Genomic DNA, 21,867 nt, shown 5'->3' on the forward strand with positions numbered 1-21,867 from the left:
TGTCCCGCCCAGAACGTGTCGATGGAGGTTCAATCCATACGGTGCCTGTCGTGGGTTTCAATGATTCAGTATACAACAACGGGTTTAGGTTCCGGATGGATTTCGTCGATTGAGTGATGAATCCCAGCTCATTCCCGGTTGCCGGATGGACCAACAAACAACAGCGGCCATTCATGGGTCCGGCCATAGCCTCCATCATCCGATTCGATCACTTTTTCGTCGTTTTTTTCGACCACCGCAACTTTGCACGATCTAAAAACGGGGGGGTGACCTTATTTCGTTTTCCTGAAACGATGTTTTCGAATCCGGGCATAAACCCGGCTTTCCGAGAGTGTCTCTCGCGCACATCTGCGATCACCGCCTGCCATTCGGCATCACGCCCTGCCTTGACGTAGCATTTTTTTGCGCGACGGATATGGTCGAGGGCGGCGTGGTAGTACTTGCTCTTGCCCGCATTGACGATCCGCATGCAAAGCGCACGGTATACCCTGGCGGAGATCTCGGGATCTAAACGCTCCAGTTTGCGCGCCAATGGTTCTGTCGAAAAGTGGCTGCAGGCCTCCAGTTCTTCATCGGTGGCCTTGCGCACGCGCGCTGCAAGCCGTTCGATCTCCTTTTTTTCGAGCCAGAGATCGATTTGCGTGGTCAGATCCGCCTTCTCCGAGGCTTCCATGGCCTTTTGATGCCAAGCCGTTTTTTCTTTGGCAGGTACGAAGCGCATCAGCTCCTTGTAGGTGTATGGCGAAGGGTAGTCTTGAAACTCTGACCAGGCGGATTGAAGCGCCTCATCGGACCGCTTAAGCTTGGCCAATAGGGTTCTCCTTATTCCGGGCAGTTCAGGTGCTTCAAAGGATTTTTTCTTCTCCGCCCGTTTAACCTCCAGGCCTCTCTCGACCCAGGAAAGGGCGGCTTCGGGACGCTTTCTGCTCCGGTATAATTCAGCGATGATCTTACAGTCTTTAGGTTCGATGCCGGTCTGTTCGCAGACTGCAATGTAGGATTCGACGTCCCGCAAACCGGCGAGCAAGGTTTTCAGGACGTTACGCCACCTCCGGCGGGTGTATGCCCCGGTATTTTTCTCCTTTTCATCGAGGGCCGGAGCGGCATCGAATCGGGCTCGAACCTGCCGCATGAGTGCGTCCAGGCCTTGTTCATCGAGCACCTCGACCGCTACGCGATCGAGATCATGACTTAGCCCATAGGGATCGTCTTCCATCCAGGAAAGCAGGGCCTTTGCTGTGTCATTTGCGTCGGCCTTCAATGCCTGGCGGGCTTGGATCCAACCACGAAACAAATCTTCGACCAGCATCCCGAAATCACCGTTCGAGTCGTCGATTTCTTCGGCCTTTTCATGGCACGCTGCAATAAAAAGCTCGCAGAGGTGTACAGCTCGCTGCGGTTCCTGCTCGATCATCTTCTCGATGTCTTCAGCGATTCGCTGGACCTCGTTCATAAATCTCCCTGCGGCGTTGTAGGAGATGAACGTTCCCGGACAAAGGACCTCCTCGATGGCTCGCTCCAGGGGATCGACCTCTTTTCGTCTTTTGGGGCTCACGGCGCTCCTTTCTATATGCTCCAATTGTTGGCGGCTTTACGGTCTTTCCTTTGAATACGGCATGCTTCATCTGATCAAGAATCCATTTCTTGTTTCTCCTTAAATCAATATGAAACGGGCGGGTGCGTGGTGTAAGATGCACGCCGGCAAAAAATCCTAAAACGGAGGACAGCCCCGAAAAAGTAGCGTATATCGGGGTAGATTGCCACATGAATCCTCTTTTGATCGCCCTGGTGGTCGAGGGCGAGGGGACAATCCAGCCTTGATTCCTCGTAAGACAGGCAACCGGCGTGGGAACGACTTCCGGGATACTCGGGACTTGGCGCACAATGATGCAGCAGGGCTTCTCGGTATAATTCATCGCACACGGCGAATGTGCGCCAGGAACTGAGGCGGCTCTTCACCAGCGGCTCTTCGAGTTCATCCTTCCAGGCCTTCCGCACGCAACATTCGGACCGTGTGTCAGGGAAAGCCCGCTCCTGGGGTTATGGATCGGAAGTGGGGAAGGAACGTCAATGGTCGGGTTTTGGGGTCAGCGGAAGAGCCTCCTACCGGGAGTATTTCTTGAAAACCAGGGCTTGCAACCGGCGATAATTATTACCGGATATGGCGGTAACCGGAAATTCTAACGGCCGGGAGGTCGATTTCATCGCCCCGGTGCGCGGCAGACCGCGGATGCTGGTCCAGGTGTGCGAGTCTCTGGCGGAGCCGCAGACGCGGAAATGGGAGATTACGGCTTTGAGTGAAGCCATGGCTGAAATGGGCCTGAAAACTGGAACCATCGTGACCCGGAACGAGGACGAACGGATCGAGACCGGTGGCGGGACCATCGAGGTGGTGCCGGCATGGCGGTTTCTGCTCGAACTGCCGGAATCGGCAGAATAGCTGGTTCAGATGCCTGCTGATCAGCGAGTTCATCGGAGGCTCGGGGTGATCGACGAACCGGCCGGCCAGGTCGGGGCCGATGCGGTGATCCACGCCGGGGGCTTCGTTTTCTTCGACGACTGAAGCCTCGCACCGCACAAGGATGCCGGTTCGTTCAGCTCTTCCCGGCGCAAGGCGGCGTCTTCGCCGACGCTCCGGGGATCATCGTCCGCCCTCGGCCCGGCCGCAGACGATCCAGATCAGGCTTTTCTGTGCATGGCTTCCGTATCACAAGGCTTTTGCATCAAGGCGACATCTTTTACCGGGATTTCACAGCGCCACCGGTACTGACGCGCGATGTAACGCAGCGTGGCCTCTCTGAAAAAAACCACATGGGTCTGTTCCCGGCGGTAATGCCAGGCTGCGAAACGCTCATCGTCCGTCTGGAAGCAGGTCATCAGGCCCAACCACCCGCCGGGGCGCAACATCCGGTCCAGCCGGGCGAATTCCTCGGCCGGCCGATGAAAGTGCTCGATGACCTCTGCACAGATGATGAAATCATAGAGATCTTCGAGCGCTTCTGAATCGGGGAAAAAAAGCGGGTCGAACAATCGCACATGGTGCCCCGCCTCACTCAACATGCAGGCAAGCGCCGGTCCCGGACCGCATCCATAGTCGAACCCTTTCGCCTGTAGAGGCAACCGTTGCAGCGGCGGATCTGCAAGCTTCGACAGGAATCGGCGGTAGCCGTCATCATCCGGATCATTTCGGTGCAGGCGGTACTGCGCGGACTCCTCTTCGCTCGACAACCTTTGGGCCGGATTCAGAAACGTTGCACCGCAAGTGCCGCAGCGCTCGTATCGGGCACCGTCCACCCGGGCAAAAAAATGGGCCGAGAACGTGCCGCACACGATGCATTGCCGGTCATCCCGGGCGGCACCGCGAGAGGTGTCGTTTTTCACGAACTGATTTTTCCGGTTGTATACGGAAATGGAGCCCCTCCTTTGGCAAAAGGCGATCCCCCTTGCCTGTGCATTTCTCTGTCCCTATCAGCGCTCCCTTGGCCATGTCGAATTCAGACTGGTCCTCGGCCGGAAGATCCTCGAGGAGGCCCAGGAGTTGTTCTCCGCCTGGGGATCAAAGGATTCACACGGTGTTCTGACGGGATCCGCCGACCTGCTCGATGCCGTGCCGACCGCCCTCCGCGTAAAAAGGTCTTACCCTCCAGCGCTTTCATTCTTCTCAATCGAAAGAGGGCAGCATTGCAGAACAGAGGATTTTTACGATCAGATACGAAAAAGATGCCCTGCTCTAATCATAAAAGCTGAACGATTTTAGTGTTTTTATTGTATGAAAAAAACTTGCCTTTCGGGGCGGACTTTTTTAGACTAGTTGTAGACTGGTTTATTTGTGGAGGGAGCTTATGGAGACAATCGGAGCCTACGAGGCAAAAACACATCTCCCGCAACTTCTGGAGCGTGTCGCCAAGGGTGAGAAAATAACGATCACGAAGCACGGCGTACCTGTCGCGACCCTGCAACCTGCGGATTCCTCGAAAAGGACTCCCGTGCGGGACGTCATCGATCAATTGAAACAGTTTCGAAGCGCCCACCGCCTTGACGGACTTTCGGTTCGCGACATGATCGACGAGGGAAGGCGCTGATGTCCGCGCGTTTCGTGGTCGACAACTCCGTCGTCATGTCATGGTGCTTCGAGGATGAGGGAAACAGCTACGCGGAGGCCGTCCTCGAAAGCCTCGAATCCGCGGAGGCCTTGGTGCCTGCCATCTGGCCCCTTGAAGTGGGCAATGTACTGCTTGTGGCTGAAAGGAAAAAACGACTTAGTCGCGCAGCGATCGTGCGCTTTCTCGCCCTTTTGGGCGGCTTGCCCATCACGGTTGAACAGGAAACCCCCGAGCGGATGCTCAAGGAGATCGTCTCACTCGCTCGGGAACACGGGCTTTCCATCTATGACGCATCCTATTTGGACCTCGCCATGCGCTTCGATCTTCCCCTCGCCACACAGGACGCATCCCTCGCAAAGGCTGCCGAAAAATGCAAAGTCCCGGCCTTCGAGCCGATGCGCGCCCGCTGACATCACAGAACCGAGCGGATAGCCTGCGGGTGTGCCTCGATGACTTGGCCGCGGTACTTTTCCAAGGTGGGATGAAATCGGAGGACCAGGCCGAACGGACAAAACCCCGTTGGGTGATCCCCAAGGGGGCGTGCGTTAAATAAAAACCGCTGAAATCAGCGGATGTATCTTCGGTTCCCCGTATGCAATATTCTTCGTAATCGTTCTCTTTTTTCCAGAGTTTACCGAAGCCCTTGAATATCAATGGGGTATCAAAGATCAGGCCGATTCCGATGAAACAGGATAGGCTGCTTGACGATCATCTTCTTTTGGGCAGGCTGCTTGCCGCACCTCCTCACTCGTTTTCACGATCCTCCCAGGCTGTTTTTGCCTTCACGTCATCGATGACAAAGCGCACGCCCAGGTTGTCGGACGGGTTCAGCCAGAGCATCTTTTGCAATAGGTGCTCCGCCTCTTCAAAACGTCCAAGCCGCCAGAGGCACAATCCATAGCCGTGCATGCAGCGCAGAAAGGGACGGTTGCCGGTAGGCGGCGATATAGCGTGCACCTGCCGAGGCTTGCGGCAACACGACATCGGGGGCCGCGACCACATATTTGGACCCATCCTCGCGACGGCATCTTGCTGTCAAACCGCGCCGTTCATTGCCATCGTAGTCCACCGCCATCAGCGAAACCGGTTCACCGATGACGAACCCGTCGGCCGGCAGTGGGACCTCATCCTCGAAGGCTTGCCGGAAAGCCCAGAGCTGCTCATCATCACCGTAGGGGTCGACCGTGATTTCCTCGATCAACTCATCCAGGGCGCGGAGTTCCCGATCGTTTTTAGGGCTTCGCGTGCTCATTTTTTATCGATCCTCCCAGATTCCGGCCTCTACCAGGCGTTGAATCAACGCCTTGCGCCGCAGGTGCTTTGCCATGAATTTTTTCAATTCCTGTTGAAATCGCTTCTTGGTCGAATAAAGCGTGTAGGCTTCGGAAATGTCGACAAGCGCACGGCAGGCCTCGTCATACCCGAGCCCGGATCCGCGCTCGACGGGTTCCCGAACCGATGCCCATGCCTTGGGAAAATCGTTGGACAATCTCCTCAGATACGCATCCCGCTCCTTTCGGCGCTTGAGTTCCCGCTGCCTGCGGTCGTGTTCTTGCCTTTCGAGCCTTATTTGGCGGGCCATTTCGGCATTCTGCCGCAGCTCTCCCAAAGTACGCCGAGATGCGCCGGTCTCGGCTGCCTGAAGGCCTCGCCGCCATGATGCGAACCGGTTCTTGAGCGACCGTTCGGCCTGCTGCCCTTCGCCCTCCAGCAGCTGCTTCAGGATCGAATTCACCTCTTCCCGGGGCAAGGCATCGATCCATTTTTCCATTTCTTGGCGTGAAAATTCCGCCTTCGGCGCTGCCGGGCAGCCCATCCCGGCTCCTGCCAGCAGATCGGGGTCAACCTCGAGGAATTTGGCAAGGGCCTGCTGGGCTGCGCTCAGGTTTCCCAGCCCGTTCAAGGACAGCGGTTCCGTCGCATCGTCATCCATCATTTCCCCGGCGGCCGCCGCCAGCCACCCGATGTATAGACTGCGCAGATCCCTGCGCAGTAGTTCATCCCGCAGCGGTGCCAGTCTTGCCATCCAGCCGTGGCCGTCTTCCACGCCGAAACGGTCGTAATTTTCCGACTCCGCCAAAGTCCAGGTCATGATCCAATGGGTTCTGGTGGCCTTGATATCCAACCGGTAAGACACGGCAAAGGCTTTGGACGTCTCTTCAGTCAAGGCATCGATAGGTAACCGCATTATGAATAAACAGGTCATCGAATTGGCCACATAGACATGCGCGTCGAAATAGCGCTGCATCAGGCTGAGGGGGTCGCCCTTCAAATTACCCCAATGGTATTCGTTGGTGAAGCTGACCGCCGTAATCCTGGCCCGTGTCGAAATCGCCCGCAGCTCGGCCATCTCATCCGGTGTCAAGGGCCGGTCAATGGCCAGGAATTCGTAGTATTGATATTCGCTCATCGCTTCAGCTCAGCCCTTATCCTCTTCGCGTTCTTTACCAAAAAGCGCTTCCGCATGGAGTGCGATCTCATATTCCCACCCCGAATCGCCATCCATCTCCCTCATGGCCATTATCCTTACCCGCCCTAGACTAAATTTTCAAGGGGGGCGTGTTTCACTTACATGGACACAGAGGAAAAGACAAAGCCGATTATCGCTTCGATGTCCACTGGTGTTTTTGCTTGGTGGATCGGCGGAGTTGCATTGGATCACCCCCAACCACAACGACACCACTTGCCGCCAGAGCTGCAAACGGAAGAACCGAGTGAGCCACATCCACCCGTGAGGCCTCATCGAGCAGGATGCAGTCGGAATCCGTCCCCGCTTGGACCAGACCTAACTGAAAATGGCATGAACCGTTTTTGCTGAACCCGAAGTGTCTCGGAACTTCCATGTTGACGTATTCGTGGTCCCATGCTTTCATTTCCACGATTCGCCATTGGCCGAAACATTGTTGGAAGCGACTTGAAATCTATTCCCCACCCTTGAAAATGAGGGGTGCGCGGCTTTGAAGGCCGTCAACCAGATCGGATAGATAAATGGATTTCAGCAGGTTCACATCTTTTTGGTTTATCCGGATAAAGCGCCATTGTTCGCCGGTTTGTTCGGAGACCCGGCGGCACCAGGAACCGATGGCCTCGTCTTTAGCCCGGGTGCCTTCCCATACCCGGCCTTTGGTTTCGATGATCCAGTTCACTGCTTTGCCGCCTGCTTCCTGCACGGCTGCCCAATCCGGGTGATAAAAGCCGATGGCCCCGCTGGGCTTGATGTAATCCACCCGGAACTGGGTTCCGGACTCGCCCTGTTCGGTGGTTCCGAGTGCGGCGAACCGCAACACGTCCGAGGCGCGGTCCAAAAACTCGGCGAAACGACGTTCGAAATCATTGTAGGTGGCCACGTAGTTGAAAACCGTTTTGGCCGCGGCAAGCGGTGGGAGGTTGCGCCGCCAGCTGAAGGGTTGGGTTTGAGACAGCTTGAAATCCGCTTTCTCGAATTCGATGGCCCGGCGCTCCAAGGTCAGTTCAGCTATCTTGCGAGCCAGGTACTTGGCGATGCCTTCCTGGAGTTCGAGCCGAGCCAGGTGGGACCGCAAGGCTTCCGTTTCCAGATCGACCGGGTTGCCGAAACAGCGGGCGGCGACATAGTCGCGCACAATGGGGTACAGCTCTGCAAATCGGTTGGGCAGCTTGGCTCGTTCGATCACCTTATTGGCAATGGAAGCGATCAATTGCCGGGCCTGGGGCAGATCGCCGGTGATTTCGGCCTGGTGCACTTCGGTCTGTGTGGTAGCAAATTGCAGTTTCAACCGAATCCGAAAGACTTCCGCTAGCTCTGCCTGTTCATAGATGGCGTCCAGCCCTTCAACGCGCAGATCCGCCAATTTGCGGACGTTGTGCACCAGGCGCGGCTTGGTGATCGGCAGGTTGATATCGTAAGCCACTCGCTCCTGAATCGGCGCAATGATTACCGGCAGCGGCGGGTCTTTCTTGTCGGTGGTGGCCACGCCCACGCCTTCGGCTTCGAGCTGGTCGCGCACCACCTTGAGCAGGTTGCGGGTGCCCAGCACTTCCAATGTCTGGGTTTTGTCCGGGCCGATTTGCGTCATCAGGCGCAGTCCACGGCCGATGACCTGCTCGGGCAGGATCTCGGCCTTGGCAGTGAAGGGCCGCAAACCGAGGACGACCGAGACGTTGCGCACATCCCATCCCTCCCGCAGCATCATAACGCTGACGATGGCCTTGATGCGGCTTCCGGTTTTGTCGATGTCCCGGGCCGCCTCACGAGCCTTTTCAAGATCCTTTTTTGTAATCTCGCCGGCCGCGTCGGTGTGGATCACCAGCACCTCGTTTTCCCTTAACCCGAACTCCTTGGTCTTCCATAGATACTCTCCCAGGGCGTCGGCAAACACGTTCTTCTCGGCCATGATGAACAACACCGGCCGTTGACCCAATTTCTTGTAAACCTGATCATGCTCCTGCCAGCGCTGGACCGCTGCGCGCAACCAGTACCCGTATTTTTCCGCCACGTTTTCCTTGGTCACATTGTCCGGGTCTTGGGCTGGCTGCTTGGGGTCATCCTCCTTGGTGACGATCAGGGGCGCCTTGACGATACGGTCCTCCACGGCCTGGGCCAACGGGTAGTCGCAGACCGTCCAAGGGAAATACATGCCGTTCTGGTCCTTGGGCGTGGCCGAAAAATCCAGCCAAAGGGAAAGGCCCTTGGGCAGGACGCGGTGAATGGCCAATAGTGACTGGCTCCAGGCCAGGTCCTCGTCGTGCACGTGATGGGCCTCGTCATTGAGGACCACCAGGTCTTTCAAGGACTTGACCCGCTCCAGCATGGATCGCTGTCCCGAAGCGGCCAGATCCTGGGAAGGCTTTTTCCCCAGCAGGGTTTCCACGGCATTGGCGGGGCTCCAGGTCTGGTCGCGGGATTCGTAAAGCTGGTGGATGTTGGTCAAAAACAGATTGCCGGAGGGATCGGGTTCGGAGGCTTCGCCACGCAGGATCACTTTCTGGCTGAATAAAGCGCGCCACTCCGGCGGAATCAGCGGGATTTGATAAAATACCCGGTTGGCTGCGAAATCCTTTTCAAGCCGCTGGTAAACGATCACATTGGGGGCGACCACCAAAAAGTTAGTCGAAAGCGTCGATCCTGGAACCATTTTGCGATGAAAATGCGACCAGACCATGACCATGGCCATGACCCAGGTCTTACCGGAACCGGTGGCCATCTTGAAGGCCATGCGGCAGAGGTTTTCCGGCGGCAGATCCTGAACCCCCTCCTTGTCCAGCTCCGGCACATAGCGTACAATCTGGCGGCGGCCGTCCATGGTGGTCTGAAAGACGATGTTGTCGGAAAAGAGGTCCTTTTTGTAGGTTTCGGCGTATGTTCGGATCAGGTCCGCGGCATCCCGCTTGCCGGCGATCTCCACCAGCCATGAAAGGGTCTCCACGGCTTCCCGCTGGCAGAAGTAATAGCGGAAAGGCGCCACGAACCCGGACACATCATGGTCTTCTTCGAACCAGTATTCAAACAGCCGCCGGGTGACCTCCGATGCGCCCGGATACCCCTGATCCCGCCAGTTGTCCACGGCCTTGCGGATTTTGGATACCAGCAGCAGTCTGCTCTCTCTGCGGTTGGGTGCTACGCGCCAGCCGGTTTCGGTCCTTCCGTCTTTGACCAGATGGGCATTGGGTTTAAGCCAGGGCAGGCGCCCGGGGATTTCCGGCAGATCCTTATCATAGGCAATGACCGAACGGGACATTGGGCCTCCAATTTTGCTTCTCAAACTTTATTTATGGATTTATTGATATTGAAACAAAGTATTGGATTATAAAATCCATATATATTCAATAAACATCATTTTTTAATAATATTGATAAAAAAAGTTCATCAATACAAGCCTGTTGCGGTAACGCCATCTCGGTCCTGGAAGGCAGAATTGTATAATCAGTATAGTTTAAATAGCGCTATACATTTAAAAAATTTAATCTTTTAAAATGTTTATGCGCACAGCTGTCCAGCCGATGGCATAAATCGTGGCTTAACCAGGACCATTTTCATGCTTGTTATATAATTCCCACTGCGTTCCTACGCCTCGTTTGTTTCCGACAACCCTGATGATTTTTGCCCGCCTCATTTCTTGCAGAAGGTTGGTAACCAAGTTTTTTTTCTGGTCGGTCGTCAGCGCGTCCGACACTTTCTCAAGAATCAACTGATCAAAGTCGGCTCGCGTGGCTACCTGAAACCTTTTCAGGTAGCTTTCGATCATCTTCATGTAATGCTGTTTGTCGAATGCTCGTTTTCGGATGTAATCGGCTTTTGTTTCCGTTGCCGCGGCAACTTCCGCCGACACGAAAAGGTTAGGGCGGCGGCCTTCGATCAACCCTTTCTTCTTCAGCATCCTAAATTCATCGTCGGTGACCGGCTTGCCTTTTTGAACCTTGTCCAAAGCGATCACTTCCTGCAAGCTGAGGTCGGTTCGCTGCATCAACATCCGGGTATATCGCTCATCAATGACCTTGCCGATGATACGAACCTTCACCCTTCCTCGTTCACTTAAATCGTATTCCGGCATGGGAAAATTGCGGTCCCGCTGCTTGGTGAACATGCGTTTGATGCCGCTGCCGATGGTGTCGATCATGTTGAGGTTCACCATGGCCTCGGCTAGGAAACGGTTGCGATAAAATTCAGGCGGCGCATCCCTGCGGATGACTTCATCCACGCTTCCGGGCAGAAAATCACCGAGGTTCGTGAAGAGGAGCGAATGCGGTTCCTCAACCACGTTGATGCGCCCTCCCAGCAGGTAATCTTGATGGGCAATACAATTGTGAAGGCTTTCCCGGATCACCCAGACGTCGTATTGAGACAACTCGATCGGAAATAACCGCCCGCTGGGCAAGTGCCGGTATGTTAAATTTCTGATTTTTGAAAACAACAGCTCGACTGCCATCAACAGAGGGGGGCCGAAATGGGCATAGTCTTTTTCAATCTGTTGGTCATTTCTGAGCAGCCAGGTGATTTTGGCGATGGCAGGAGACAAAAAGTGCTCAGCTTCATTTTTTCCAAGCAGGATAATGGCGGCCCGGGTGATGCCTCTGGAAATGCATACTTTGGCTTTTTTCAGAAAAGTGCTGTCATCCCATTGGCCCACTTCCTGGGCCAACATTGGATGTTTCCGGATGAAATTTTCCCTTGCCTGCATAATAGCGCGATCGTCGAGATCATGGATCGTTGCCCCCTCACAGATACCGGCCGACCAGTCCTCCACCACCTGCCTGCGGATCATATCGATTTTATGGAGGCTCAAAGGCCCGAGAGAATCATGAATGCGGCCGTAGGCAACGCCTCGCCAAGTGGTCGGAACCCCCCGGGGAGCCGGTGGAATCTGAAATAAGAGGATACGCCGGCCGTCTATTATCATCTCGTGAATTTCAGTGAACGTCATCTGATGATTGGTGTTTCTTGAAACTTCATGTTTGAGCTTTTCCAACCCCGGTTTCTGGAGCCTATAATTCGATCCCACCACTTGCCGCGGTGGCTGATTGGTTACTCCGAAGATCAGCCAACCGGCGGTTTGGGCATTCAGGTTTGCCTCATTGCTCAGGGCGGAAAAATAGCGGCCCAGCTCATCTGAATCAATGTTGTTCTTGGCCTCTTTAAACTCGATCCATTCGGTTTCCGCCGGCAGATTCATCAATTCATGCAGTTTCTCCGATATCTCCCCCTTCATGGCAGAGGCACCTCAACGTCCATGGCCTGGGACGTGTCGTTGCCGAAGATGTCGATCACCTTGACCAGGATGCGGTAACTGCCCGGCTTGTCATAGACGTGCGGATCGGAGACCAGCGGCAGTTTGCGCTCCTTGCGGGTGCGGAAGGCCACCCAGCCCTGCATGAAGGTGTCGTTTTGAAAATCCCAATCCACGGCCCAGTAATCGATATAATCAGACCATTTCTTGATCTTGGACCTCACCTCCTCGGGAATCAGCTCGGTGTTGGGGATTACGAAATCCTTGAGGGCCACCTGCACGGCGGGATCACTTTTTTTGATTTTAACGCCGGGTCGAATCTCCGGCTTTTGAACCTCGGCCTCCAGGTAGGCCAGTTCGAAAAAGCGCACATCGCCCTTGGCCGCGGCCTGCTGCTCCATGACCTCTCGGGGGATCTGCAACAGCACCAGCTTGACGCCCTTCTTTTTGGCCGCCTCCACCATCAGGTCGTAGAGCCCCATTTCCCATTCCCAGCCCAGCACGTGCAGCTCGTGCTGCTTGAGCTGAACGCACTCTTCCACCGCCGCGTCGATCTCGGCGATAGTCACCGGCGCATCTACCGCGCCGATGTGAATCATGGCCCGGCTTTTTTTGCCGTGCAGGTGTGTGAGACCTGCCACCGGTTGGGCGCCGTAGAGCTTGAGGATGAACGCCAGGTATTCGTAAAGGGCCTGTTCGGTTATATGCTTATCCTTCTTCTCGCCAAAGGTGACTCCCTGCCAGTACTGCCGCTCGTATTTGCCTAGGTTGAGGACTTCGAATGGTTTGCAGTCTTCGATACCCAGGAGGCGCTTGCGGGTCACATGCACGGCCCAGCGGCCAAGGTCGCAGCCGATCCAGCGGCGCCCGAGCTTTTCGGCCACTGCCAGGGTGGTGCCGGAGCCGCAGAAGAAGTCGGCGACAAGGTCGCCCTCATTTGATGAAGCATTGATGATACGCTCTAATAGCGCTTCAGGCTTCTGAGTATCATAACCCGTATCCTCCTTCGCTTGTGAGTTTACCGGAGGTATATCATCCCATAAGGATTGAATCGGAGTTCCTTTTTGTTCGTCTAAAAAGCGCTTCAACCTTGGTACTTCGCCTTTTGGTGGCCAATACAATAATCCTGCTGCATCTAATTCGTCTAATCTGTGTGGTGGGTATCGCCATGGCTTTGAAATACCACGCCAACGTCGCACTGGATTTATCCCAGTATGCCCCAACAGGCTAGTTGGTTGAAAAAATCTGCCAGTTTTTTCATCTTTGTAGCCATAATACTTTTCAACGTACTCTTCCCTATACTTTCCATATTGAGGGTTCCAAATCGAGTCAGAGGTTTTTGTGTAAAATAGAATATAGTCTGTCAGTTCTGCATAGCGTGACCCTGCATTTCCACGAGGAGTGCTTCGCTTCCAAGTGATATGATTGTTAAAATTATCAATTCCAAATATTTCATCAATTATTATTTTCAGGCTATGACCAACGTGCCAGTCGCAATGAATGTATATGCTACCGGTCTCAGATAAAAGATCGCGAATTAATCTGAGTCTGTCATAGATCATTATCATATATGAATTAGACCCTCTTCCCCAAGTATCTCGATAAGCTTTTTCCTCCATAATTGATTGCTGTTTATGCACTTCGAAACCTACATCTCCCACGTCAGCTTCAAACGAGAAATCCGCTCCTGTCGCAAACGGCGGATCAATGTAAATCAAATCAATCTTCCCGGCGAACTTTTCCAGCAATGACCCCATCACCAGCAAATTATCACCCCAAATGAGCTTATTCTTCCAGCCCTCCTCGAAGCTGTCGCCCTCCTTGCCTTCATACACATCGAAGAGCCCCTGTTGGATGCTGCCTTTTTTCGCCTCCCGGGTCGCCCGTGTCTCGTTGACCGTCTCGATCACCTGGAAGGGCAGGCTCACCCGTGGCACCTCCTTAAGGGTGCCGTCCTCGTTGTACTTGCCCGGCCAGACCAGCTCGGTGCGGGTGACCCGCATCATCCCAGCCGGCGGGTCAGGCAGGAGCACGGGGGCCTGTTTCTGTTCATTCTGATTGCCATTGTTCTGCTTATCCGCCATGGGGGGCGACTCCTTTTGAGCTTGTTTTCTGTTCTGTTTCACGGTCTTCATCGAACTGGGCTGCGATGGCTTTGCCGGTATCTGTGCTGCCGCCCCAGTTGGATTCAAAAGCTGTTCTATCAATTTCTTGCGCCGGCCCTTGGAACTGACGGCCATCTGCTCGCACACCGCCTTGACCTGCTTTTCGCTCAGGTGCGCCAGCAGCGTTTCCGGTTCCGCCCGCCGGCTGTGGGATACCTTGGCCCGCATATCTTCAACGCTTCGGCGGTCCACAGCTTCCATTTCCATGTCATCGACCACCGCCTTGAGCGTGTCACGGTCCATGATCGCCAGGATGGCCTGTTTCAGGTTCATCTATCCGCTTTCCTTATCGCGATTGGTTTTGCGCAAGAATTCTTTTCCTAATGCGGTGAGCCGATACCGTTGCTTGGGACTTCGGGGTTTATCCGGAATGGTCAATTCAATCAGGCCCATGGCCATCAGCGGCTTGAGAACTTGGTCCCTGAATTTGGTGCGGTTTTTTCGGCCCCACAGGGCCATGAGATCTACTATTGGTTTTTCTTCAAGGCAGTTACGCAAGATATTAACTTGGTCCCGACTTGGTCCCGACTTGGTCCTGGCTTGGTCCTTTAATTCGGGAGACGGGGATTGGATGTTGATTTGTTCAGCCAAACGCACGGTCACCCGCACCCGCATGCCGATCTCTTCCATTTGCAGATCCGGCAGGCCCAACGCTTCGGCCTCACTCAAAATGCGGGGGATGCCGCTGCCCCACTGCTCGATCAGGTTCAGCTCCCGAAAAATTCGCGCGATGACATGGTTGCGGATCTTGGAGACGCCCCGGCGCATGTCTTCGATGGTCATACCGGGCAGCAGGATGCCCGGGTTTTCAACCTCGATGCGATCATCGAAAAAAGCAACCCGGATGGGGGCGCCCCTTTGGGAATAATCGGCGTGCACCAGAGCGTTGATCACCACCTCGCGCAGAATCCCAAGGGGAATGCTCCACACATCCTTGCGTCGCACCTCGGAGAAATCGGCGCCGCGCATGGCGTGTTTCTTGAGAAACAGCATAATGCTCTCCACCGCCTGGGGCAAATGATCGTTGAGGTCGATGTGATCGAAGATGCGCGCCTTGTCCCGGCCGATGAACCGGCCGCACTGCACCCAGGCATCGGGGAAATGCAGCCCCCGCTCCTTGCCGCAAAGCAAGACAGCGCCCTTGGTGGGAACCAGCCGGCTTTGGTCTTTTGTCAGCAGCCGCAGGGTCAGCATTTCCTTTTCGTCCAGATCATGCTTGCCGCGAAACATCGATTTGAGCGCCGCCAGGTCCAGATCATCAACGCTCAAGTCGGCCATGGGCAGTTCATCAAAGGCAATGCCTTCCACCAAACGCCGCAGTTCGGCGATCAACTCCCGGTCGGCCTGCCGGTTGGTGGACCCCAGGCGCAGGTATACGCCCGTTTCCGGTCCCTCGGCTTTGACCCAGTGGGGCCGGGTGCCGCTCAAAAAGACTTCAACCACCAACAGCGTCTTGTTCTCGACCGTAACCATCTCCACACTCGGGACGAGTCTCGGACTGATGGCATCGGCGATCATGCTACAGAGGCGCTCTTCCTCATCCAGAGGGTGGGTGATGCCGACAGGCGCACGGCTTTTGTCATCCACGCCGATGATGACCTTGCCACCGGCCGTATTGGCAAAGGCCACCAGTGTTTTTATCAAGCCTTTGGGGGAGGATATGTCCCGTTTGAAGTCGAGGGTCTTGCCTTCGGGCTGCTTCCATAAGGGTTCAATGGTCATAATGGCCATCCGATTTTAAAATCCGAAGTCTGCAATCCAAAATCATATTTTTCCTTCCGCCCCGCACAAGGCCTTCAAGTCGCACTCCTTGCACACCTTGCTTTCCGGCGTTCGGTTCACGGTGAAATCCCGCGCCTGAATGCGGGTTACCACCTGGTCAAACCGCCGTCCGGCCGCTTCCACTCTATCCGGGCGATAGGGGATTTCCATCAGCGCGGCGGATTTGTCCGGCTCGGCGGTCCAGTAGAGCAAGAGGCGTTCAGGATTTTTGCCGTGTCGCCGCTCCAGCACGTGGGCATAAGTGCAGAGCTGATCCTCGTAGGTGGACAGAAGTGTAGGGTCGGTGCTGCGCTCGCTGGTCTTGAAATCCAGCAACTCCAGCTTGTTGTCCTGCCCCATCAACAGGTCCACCTTGCCGACGAGGATATAGCCGTCCTTTTCCAGGGAGACATCCACCTCGGTCTGGATGACCCGGCGCATTTCGGCCTGGTTCTGGCGGAAATAATTCATTACCTGGGTAAAGGCTCCTTCCTTGGCGGCATCGCCGATAGGGCGCACATCGCTCAGGCAGAGAAACCTAAAATTGCGCTCGAAAAAGAACCGGATTTGCGGCTGATTAAGGTTGTCGAGCTGTCCATCCATTGCTGTGCGATGGATGTCTTCAATGGTTTGATGGACCAGCAGCCCGAAAAAGATCACCGCCGAACGGGAGGGCGTGAAGTCGTATTCCCGGAAGAACTGGTATTGCCGAGGGCAAGTCTCGTAGATCTTCAAATCGCCGGTGAAGCTGTAGCATTTCTTCACCGGCATGCGCTCCCGCAGGGTAAAACGCTGGGCTGCCAGCAGTTCTGTTTCCACATAGGGCCATTGGGGAAGCCCCTGCCAGATCGATGCGAAATGATCCTTGGGCGGTTCATGGGCGGTCAGTACCAACAATCTCTGGGGGCGGGAAAATGCCACGTAATGCAGACGCATGCGGTCGAACAGGGTGATCCGGTTTTCCGGCTCGAAAACCGGTCGCCGGTAAAATGGCGAAAGATCACGGTCAATCCTCTTGGACGTGGAGAGTTGTTTGCTGAGGCTGCCGACCACCACCACCGGAAATTCAAGACCCTTGGCCTGATGGATGGTCATGACCTGAACATGGCCTTTTGGAAAGGGCCGGTCCGGGTCTTCGTACTCATTGATGCCGCCGTCATAAAGCAGGCGAAAGAAACTGTTGAATAGGTGAAAGCGCAGATACTCCCGATTGCCGAAAGTAACAATGTTGTAATGGTAGTAATTCTGAAAGGTGTTGAGCAACTGGCTGAAAATGGCTAGGTTGCGGGCGCGATTCTCGTTTTTCAGGAAACCGGGAAAAGGATCGATGGCAAGAATCCGATAGAAATAGTCGGCCGGCCGAAGGTCCAGGGATTGCCCCGATTCAAGCGCGGCGATCTCATCTACCCAACGGCGCAGTTGGTGTGCCAGCGGGAGCGGTGGAGCAAATTTAGCGGCCAGTTCTACAAGGTTCCTATCCACATAACGGGCTAGATCCGCCGCCGCACCAGCCAATTGCCCGCGGCCACCATCTCCGTGCCACCCGAAAATCAGGGCAAAGCAGGCCAAAATAAGCCCGATTTCAGGGTTATCAAAATAGGCCCGCGCTCTAGGGCAGAAGGCCGGGATGCCGCGTGCTTCCAGTGCGGAAAGATAGGATCGGCTGTGATTTTCCCTTACGCTGTGCAGCAGCAAGGCAATTTGGCTGTAATCTTCCACGACACCTTCTTTTTTCAAGAAGGCTGCCAGGTCTGCAAAGCGTTGGGCTTCATCGCGATGGTCCCGGCCCCAGATGCTCATGACGGCCGGATACCCCGGATGCACACCGTCTGGAGCAGGTTGGATGGTTTTGTCGTAGCGAAAGGCGGTTCCATTAGGGTTGGACCAGTCGATAGAAGCCATCCAGCGGTCGTATCGTTCAACGATGTCGCGGTGGGAACGATAGTTGAGGGTCAGCTTGATCACCGGGCACCGAGAAAACCGTGTCGGGAATTCGAGGATGTTGCGCACCGTGGCACCCCGGAACCGATAGAGACTCTGATCCTCGTCGCCGACTACGCACAGGTTGCCGGAATGCTCGGTTAGCTTCAGCAAAAGCTGTTCCTGAACCGTGTTGGTATCCTGATATTCATCGACGAGCACGTACCGGATGTCTTTGGTCAAGTCGACACAAATGGTTCTGTCTGCCAGGAGATCATAGGCGATCCGTTGCAGGTGGGCGAAATCCACGCGGTTGTTCTGGTAGAGGGCAGACTCGTAAGCCCGATAGGCTCCTGCGATGGACCGAAGGAATGGATCGGCCGACCCGGCCAGTTGATCGATCTCCACCAGTTCTTCGGTGATCTTGTCAAAGTAATTGCGCGCGCCCTCGATGGCGGTCCACTTTGTTTTCCAGCGATGCAGGAAAAGGTCATTTTCCGGCGCTCCGACGATCTGGTCGAAGTGTTCGAAAATAAAAAGCAACTGCGTCAGTTCGTCGAGGGTTTCGTAATTATTTCCCAGTGGTGAATGATGGCGATGTTTTGCGATGAATCGGTTGCATAGGCCGTGAAGGGTCGTAACATGCAGCTCCGACAGGTCGTTTTCAAAGGCGACCTTGCGGGCCGCCGCACCAATGCGATCCCTCATTTCAAAGGCAGCCTTTTCGGTGAAGGTGCACAGCACCATTTGGCTGGGTTCAGCTTTACCGAGCAGCAACAGATTCAAAGCACGCAAGACAATACTGTAGGTTTTACCGGAACCGGGACCGGCGATGACCATCAGCGGCCCATCTTGGTGAGCGATGACCCTGCGCTGGGCCTCGTTCAGATCCGGGTAATGCTTCAGAATTTCCGGCGCAACGGTCATAACAGGCCCGCCTTGCGGAAGCTGAACACGTCGTCCGCCGACACGATGAGGTGGTCGACGATCTTCAACTGCACTGCTTCGGCTGCCAGGACTAAGGCGCGCGTCAGCAGTTTGTCTTGCTCGCTGGGTTGTATATTGCCGCTGGGATGATTGTGCGCCAGCACCAGAGCCGCCGCGCCGCAACGTAGGGCCGACTCAACCATTCGCCGTGGGTACACATTGGCGCGGTCGATGGTACCCTCCTCCAGCGTCTCTACGCCGTCGCGCAGCAGCCGGCTGGCGGAATCGAGATACGCCACTTGAAAGACTTCGTTGGTCAGCCCTCCCAATTTCATGCGCCAGAAGTCACCCATGGTTGCAGCATCCGACAGGATCTCGCGGCCTTCGGCATTCTGCTGCAGGTAGGTGGTGGCCGCTGCTCGGATAATCTTCAGCGCAACCGGAGTGACTGTTCCAATCTTCTCGACCTTCCGCAATTCCTCCACCGGCGCATCGAGGATGCCCTTCAGATTGCCGAATTTCCGGATCAGTCGCTTGGCCGGTTCCTTCACGTCCTTGCGCGGAATCGCCAGGGTCAAAAGCAGCTCTACGACCTCGTAGTCGGCCATGCCTTGTATGCCTGACTTGAGAAAGCGATCACGCAAGCGTGCCCGATGTCCCACATAATGCGGTTCGGTCTTTTTCATTTGGACATCCCTGGAAGATCCAGCTTTCCCTGTTTCATCATCTTCAGCCAAAAAATTTCAAATTGCGCCATTGCCAGCTTTGAAGGTTTGACTTGGGAGTTCCCCAGCGGTTGATGGCTGGGAAAGTGAGGCCGAGCTTGGCCGGGAATTGTTCCTGAGTGAGCCCCGTTTGTTTACGAAGCGCACGGACTAGCCGGGATCTGCCAACCTGGATATAAAACATCATCCTCCCTTCAGATCCAAAGGGAACCTGAAAGAAATGATGTTCATATCCGGTCACTTGAAAATTGAAGTATCGTACGAACGATTTATAATTTCAAACGCTTTCTTGTCGTCCATCAGAAGAAGTAGTGTTGGTATTAAATAGGCAGGTTTATCACCATTAGTGCTCGAATTGGCTGCTGGCACTGCAGTCAGCGAGACTGAGCCAGGCTGAAACGGAGGTCCTTGACTTGGGAAGGCTAAAGCCCCGCCGCCAAGGTAGGGCAAGCCGGGATGAAACCCATCCAACCGTTCAATGGCCGGGAGGAGCTAGGGGTCGTCAAAAGTCAGCAGTTCCTCGTACACGGGGCCCCAGGCCGCGCCTGTATCGTTTTCTGGGTGCCGATCAGGGGTTTGCCCCCTGGCTGGGTATTCCGGCCAGGAAAGGCGCCTTAGTCGCCACGGCGGTGTCTGAGCGCTTGCCCCGGATACGGGGCTTTCGGGTATCATGTCGGCTCGTGTTTCCAGCGGAGTCCTCTCGCTTTTTTTGCCCTTGTGGGCGCGACATTTGCGCTGTGTGGCGGGATGGGCCCGCCGCTCGGTTTATCCATCGTAGGAGGGGAAGGGACGTTGGTTTGGCGGGAGGCTGAGTTGCGAGTGTGGCCCTCACTGGAAAGAGCCCGAACGAATCTGGCATAACGAAATTTCCCTTACAAACTGGTTCTGAAACTGCTTTTCTGGTGCCGTACTCATTTTTCCTGGTGGGTTGGGAATGAGAGGGAACGGCATCCCGTAATGATTTTTCTTGATTTATGTCAAAAAATAACGATAATTCTAGTGCAGTAATCATTTTTCCGGGAGAAGCCATGGCGGAAATCGATCAGGATAGATCGACTGACAGACCCGCAGGGTATGCGGCTCTTATCGAGCGATACGACCTCGATGTTTTTCCCAATTGGCACAGGTCCCTGGTGACTACCAGCGGAATCCACCGGATCGACTCGAGCGGGGGCATCGTCGAGGAGGTATACCCGCCCAAGTACTGGCCGGGGGATGCACTGGGCGGTCATCTCGAATTTGCGCTCAAGTATGATGGTACGAATCTCGCGATACTCGCCAGCCTGTTTCAAAAGGTTGCAGAGGAAGATTTCCTCGAATATGTCCGGTCCAAACCAACCGGCAAATACGCGAGAAGGCTGTGGTATCTTTGCGAGTTTCTGAGCGGCAAAAGGCTTCCGCTGCGTGATGTGAAGCGGGGCAACTACATCGATCTGCTCGATCCGGATAAATACTACGCGGTCAGCCCAGCCCGCCAGGTCCGTCGTCAACGAATCAACGACAATTTGCTGGGCGACCCACGATTTTGCCCAACCGTTCGCCGTACTGACACCCTTCGCCACTTCGAAGCAGCCGATCTTCCCGAGCGATGCCGCAACTTGGTGTCCAGCTATTCCCCGGAATTGCTGAGGAGGGCGCTTGGCTATCTTTACACTAAGGAGACAAAATCATCTTTTGAGATTGAACATATCAAGCCCACATCGACCCGGACCGAGCGGTTCGTAGCGCTGCTTCAACTGGCCGAGCAGGAGGACTTTTGCGAAAAACCGCGCCTGATCGAACTTCAGAGTCGCATCGTCGATCCACGGTTTCGCGATTCGGACTACCGGACGAGCCAGAACTATGTCGGAGAGACAATCGCCTGGCAGAAGGAAAGGATACACTTCGCATGTCCGAAGCCTGAGGATTTGGCCGGCCTGATGGGGGGTCTGGTAGCCGCCCACAAGCGCATGGACGCGAGCGATGCGTCCCCCGTCGTCCACGCCGCCGTCATCGCCTATGGGTTCGTCTTTTTGCACCCGTTCGAAGACGGCAACGGCCGGATCCACCGTTTCCTGATCCACAACATTCTTTCCCGCCGGGGATTTACACCCAAAGGCATCATGTTTCCCATTTCGGCATCCATGCTGAGAAACCCTGCCGACTATGACGCATCTCTCGAAGTGTTCTCGCGGGATCTGATGGTCCTGGTGGAATACTCGCTCGATCAAGAAGGCCGCATGACCGTTTACAACGATACGGCCAGGTGGTACCGCTATATCGATATGACCCCCCAGGTGGAGGCGCTCTTCCGATTCATCGATCAGACCATCGAGATGGAACTCGCTCGAGAATTGGCGTTCCGGGCGAACTACGATGAAACAAAGAATGCCATCCAGGAGATCGTGGACATGCCCGACCGGAAGATCGACCTTTTCATTCGGTTCTGCCTGGAAAACAATGGCAGACTTTCGGCACGCAAACGCGCGAGCCACTTCGATTTTATGTCGGACGAGGAAATCGCCCGTATGGAACAGGCGGTTCTGGCGGCCTACGGAAACAGAACTTCGAACGATGATTGATG

15 protein-coding genes are annotated in these 21,867 nt (G+C 55.1%); 4 read left to right on the top strand and 11 right to left on the bottom strand.

Going from position 1 to position 21,867, the window contains the following annotated elements; all coding sequences use genetic code 11:
- Positions 1–208: 208 nt before the first annotated feature.
- A complete protein-coding gene (locus ACZ500_RS19645; protein ID WP_464229152.1) occupies positions 209–1,579 on the bottom strand; it encodes a DUF6880 family protein in 1,371 nt (456 codons plus the stop codon).
- Between the two features lie 582 nt (positions 1,580–2,161).
- On the opposite strand from ACZ500_RS19645, the gene ACZ500_RS19650 reads away from it, so the two are divergent.
- The gene (locus tag ACZ500_RS19650) at positions 2,162–2,440 is read left to right on the top strand and encodes a hypothetical protein (RefSeq protein WP_464229153.1); all 279 of its coding nucleotides are present in this window, start codon (positions 2,162–2,164) and stop codon (positions 2,438–2,440) included.
- 239 nt (positions 2,441–2,679) lie between these two features.
- On the opposite strand, the gene ACZ500_RS19655 is transcribed toward ACZ500_RS19650, so the two are convergent.
- The gene (locus ACZ500_RS19655; protein ID WP_464229154.1) at positions 2,680–3,381 is read right to left on the bottom strand and encodes a class I SAM-dependent methyltransferase; all 702 of its coding nucleotides are present in this window, start codon (positions 3,379–3,381) and stop codon (positions 2,680–2,682) included.
- Between the two features lie 461 nt (positions 3,382–3,842).
- Between ACZ500_RS19655 and ACZ500_RS19660 the strand changes: the two genes are divergently transcribed.
- Positions 3,843–4,082 (top strand): type II toxin-antitoxin system Phd/YefM family antitoxin, encoded by a 240-nt coding sequence (locus tag ACZ500_RS19660; RefSeq protein ID WP_296993719.1) that lies wholly within the window; start codon positions 3,843–3,845, stop codon positions 4,080–4,082.
- Complete coding sequence (locus ACZ500_RS19665) at positions 4,082–4,513, top strand: type II toxin-antitoxin system VapC family toxin (RefSeq protein WP_464229155.1); 432 nt, start codon at positions 4,082–4,084, stop codon at positions 4,511–4,513. The genes ACZ500_RS19660 and ACZ500_RS19665 overlap by 1 nt, the downstream gene beginning before the upstream one ends.
- 455 nt (positions 4,514–4,968) lie before the next feature.
- On the opposite strand, the gene ACZ500_RS19670 is transcribed toward ACZ500_RS19665, so the two are convergent.
- From ACZ500_RS19670 to ACZ500_RS19710, 9 genes are all read right to left on the bottom strand, one after another.
- Positions 4,969–5,355 (bottom strand): hypothetical protein, encoded by a 387-nt coding sequence (locus tag ACZ500_RS19670; protein WP_464229156.1) that lies wholly within the window; start codon positions 5,353–5,355, stop codon positions 4,969–4,971.
- Positions 5,356–5,358: 3 nt separating this feature from the next.
- Positions 5,359–6,513 carry a hypothetical protein gene (locus ACZ500_RS19675; protein WP_464229157.1) on the bottom strand — a complete coding sequence of 385 codons (1,155 nt, stop codon included), beginning with the start codon at positions 6,511–6,513 and terminating at the stop codon, positions 5,359–5,361.
- 511 nt (positions 6,514–7,024) lie between these two features.
- Entirely contained in the window at positions 7,025–9,820 is a 2,796-nt protein-coding gene (locus ACZ500_RS19680) for a DEAD/DEAH box helicase family protein (protein ID WP_464229158.1), read from the bottom strand.
- Between the two features lie 279 nt (positions 9,821–10,099).
- A complete protein-coding gene (locus ACZ500_RS19685) occupies positions 10,100–11,788 on the bottom strand; it encodes an RNA-binding domain-containing protein (RefSeq protein ID WP_464229159.1) in 1,689 nt (562 codons plus the stop codon).
- Entirely contained in the window at positions 11,785–14,244 is a 2,460-nt protein-coding gene (locus tag ACZ500_RS19690; RefSeq protein ID WP_464229160.1) for a site-specific DNA-methyltransferase, read from the bottom strand. Before ACZ500_RS19690 ends, ACZ500_RS19685 begins: the two co-directional genes overlap by 4 nt.
- Positions 14,245–15,693 carry an ATP-binding protein gene (locus ACZ500_RS19695; RefSeq protein ID WP_464229161.1) on the bottom strand — a complete coding sequence of 483 codons (1,449 nt, stop codon included), beginning with the start codon at positions 15,691–15,693 and terminating at the stop codon, positions 14,245–14,247.
- Between the two features lie 42 nt (positions 15,694–15,735).
- The gene (locus ACZ500_RS19700; RefSeq protein ID WP_464229162.1) at positions 15,736–18,492 is read right to left on the bottom strand and encodes an ATP-dependent DNA helicase; all 2,757 of its coding nucleotides are present in this window, start codon (positions 18,490–18,492) and stop codon (positions 15,736–15,738) included.
- An 83-nt stretch (positions 18,493–18,575) separates the two neighbouring features.
- Complete coding sequence (locus ACZ500_RS19705) at positions 18,576–19,265, bottom strand: JAB domain-containing protein (protein WP_464229163.1); 690 nt, start codon at positions 19,263–19,265, stop codon at positions 18,576–18,578.
- Between the two features lie 43 nt (positions 19,266–19,308).
- Positions 19,309–19,491: a helix-turn-helix domain-containing protein gene (locus tag ACZ500_RS19710; RefSeq protein WP_464229164.1), complete on the bottom strand. Its 183-nt coding sequence runs from the start codon at positions 19,489–19,491 to the stop codon at positions 19,309–19,311.
- 841 nt (positions 19,492–20,332) lie between these two features.
- Here ACZ500_RS19710 and ACZ500_RS19715 point away from each other — a divergent pair.
- Entirely contained in the window at positions 20,333–21,865 is a 1,533-nt protein-coding gene (locus ACZ500_RS19715; protein ID WP_464229165.1) for a Fic family protein, read from the top strand.
- The last annotated feature ends 2 nt before the right edge of the window (positions 21,866–21,867 follow it).

Source organism: Desulfatiglans parachlorophenolica, assembly GCF_055394735.1.

What these genes read in the sequence shown, in the direction of transcription:
- ACZ500_RS19650 (WP_464229153.1), top strand. Translation starts at nt 2,162, where the DNA reads ATGGCGGTAACCGGAAATTCTAACGGCCGGGAGGTCGATTTCATCGCC.
- ACZ500_RS19660 (WP_296993719.1), top strand. Translation starts at nt 3,843, where the DNA reads ATGGAGACAATCGGAGCCTACGAGGCAAAAACACATCTCCCGCAACTT.
- ACZ500_RS19665 (WP_464229155.1), top strand. Translation starts at nt 4,082, where the DNA reads ATGTCCGCGCGTTTCGTGGTCGACAACTCCGTCGTCATGTCATGGTGC.
- ACZ500_RS19670 (WP_464229156.1), bottom strand. Translation starts at nt 5,355, where the DNA reads ATGAGCACGCGAAGCCCTAAAAACGATCGGGAACTCCGCGCCCTGGAT.
- ACZ500_RS19675 (WP_464229157.1), bottom strand. Translation starts at nt 6,513, where the DNA reads ATGAGCGAATATCAATACTACGAATTCCTGGCCATTGACCGGCCCTTG.
- ACZ500_RS19680 (WP_464229158.1), bottom strand. Translation starts at nt 9,820, where the DNA reads ATGTCCCGTTCGGTCATTGCCTATGATAAGGATCTGCCGGAAATCCCC.
- ACZ500_RS19685 (WP_464229159.1), bottom strand. Translation starts at nt 11,788, where the DNA reads ATGAAGGGGGAGATATCGGAGAAACTGCATGAATTGATGAATCTGCCG.
- ACZ500_RS19690 (WP_464229160.1), bottom strand. Translation starts at nt 14,244, where the DNA reads ATGAACCTGAAACAGGCCATCCTGGCGATCATGGACCGTGACACGCTC.
- ACZ500_RS19695 (WP_464229161.1), bottom strand. Translation starts at nt 15,693, where the DNA reads ATGACCATTGAACCCTTATGGAAGCAGCCCGAAGGCAAGACCCTCGAC.
- ACZ500_RS19700 (WP_464229162.1), bottom strand. Translation starts at nt 18,492, where the DNA reads ATGGTCATCGCCGGTCCCGGTTCCGGTAAAACCTACAGTATTGTCTTG.
- ACZ500_RS19705 (WP_464229163.1), bottom strand. Translation starts at nt 19,265, where the DNA reads ATGAAAAAGACCGAACCGCATTATGTGGGACATCGGGCACGCTTGCGT.
- ACZ500_RS19710 (WP_464229164.1), bottom strand. Translation starts at nt 19,491, where the DNA reads ATGATGTTTTATATCCAGGTTGGCAGATCCCGGCTAGTCCGTGCGCTT.
- ACZ500_RS19715 (WP_464229165.1), top strand. Translation starts at nt 20,333, where the DNA reads ATGGCGGAAATCGATCAGGATAGATCGACTGACAGACCCGCAGGGTAT.